This is a genomic window from Peribacillus sp. NPDC056705 (assembly GCF_043656335.1).
Map to the genome: position 1 here is coordinate 1 of NZ_JBHTYI010000254.1, position 1,118 is coordinate 1,118.

At 42.4% G+C, this 1,118-nt stretch carries 2 protein-coding genes; both read left to right on the forward strand.

Features of this window, described 5'->3' with window-relative positions; genetic code table 11:
* The first annotated feature begins 207 nt into the window (after window positions 1-207).
* A complete protein-coding gene (locus tag ACFRAK_RS29435; protein ID WP_394573259.1) occupies window positions 208-549 on the forward strand; it encodes a YflT domain-containing protein in 342 nt (113 codons plus the stop codon).
* A gap of 256 nt (window positions 550-805) precedes the next feature.
* On the forward strand, window positions 806-1,118 hold a 313-nt coding region (locus ACFRAK_RS29440; RefSeq protein WP_394573260.1), incomplete at its 3' end, for a response regulator.

The window sequence follows — 1,118 nt, forward strand, 5'->3', positions numbered from 1 at the left end:
GAAGATGGCGATGTGTACCTAGAGAACAACAATGCTCTCAAGGTATTCATGGATCGGGACAGCGATAACATTACAGGTGTCGATTCATTTTTTGATTATAGTGATTCATGATGTTTCAATGCTTGGGGATATGGTTAATAACCTTTGGACTATAACCTAAGCTGATCGATATTTTACGATTCATACGAATTAGGGGAGGTTGTTATTATGGAATCTACGAACATGAAGTCTTACGCTAAAGTGGTTGAGAATGGAACACAGGCGGTACATGAAGTGCAGAACCTGCGGCAATCCGGATATGATCATGATCGAATCTTCGTTCTGGCGCATGACTCGGATATGACAAGCCGAATTGTGGATGTAGCGGATGCCAACGAGGTGGGCATTAAAGAGGAAGGCGTGATAGATGCCTTTGCGAATCTGTTCCGTTCACGTGGTGATGAGCTTCGTGCAAAAATCGTATCACTTGGATTTACGGAGGCGGAAGCGGGATTTTATGAGAAACAATTGGATCTTGGTAAAGTGCTGGTCGTTGCGAGAAAAGAGTAGAGACTTTCGTGATAACGGGATTTTGATTCGTACCGAAAGCATAAGATATAGGTCTTGAAACATAGATAAGGAATGGGACTGCTCAGGTCTCATTCCTTATCTATGTTTTTAAAGAAGGTACCAAACGCCTGTTAAAAGTGGAATATTCAAGTTCCGATGCCTTTTTCTATGCCAAATGTCGAGAGACATATTATAGTATAATAGTAGGAAAAGGATTTCTATCGTATAAAATCGCATTACGTTAAAGGAGAGGACCATGAGAATATTAATCGTAGACGACAATCCGACTAACGTCATCATTATTCGAGAAATCTTGAAGAAGGAAAACTACCAGGATACCGTGATTGCAACCTCTGCGCTGGAGATGCTGGAACGACTCGGCATTGATAGAAGTCGTGATGAACAGCGCCCTGGAAGAGTGGATATAGATCTGATTCTGCTAGATATGATGATGCCAGAGATGGATGGGATTGAGGCTTGCCGGATAGTGCAGCAGTACGAGCATTTAAGAGATATTCCGATTATTATGGTAACGGCCGTAGGCGATTCCAAGAAGTTGGCAGAAGCAC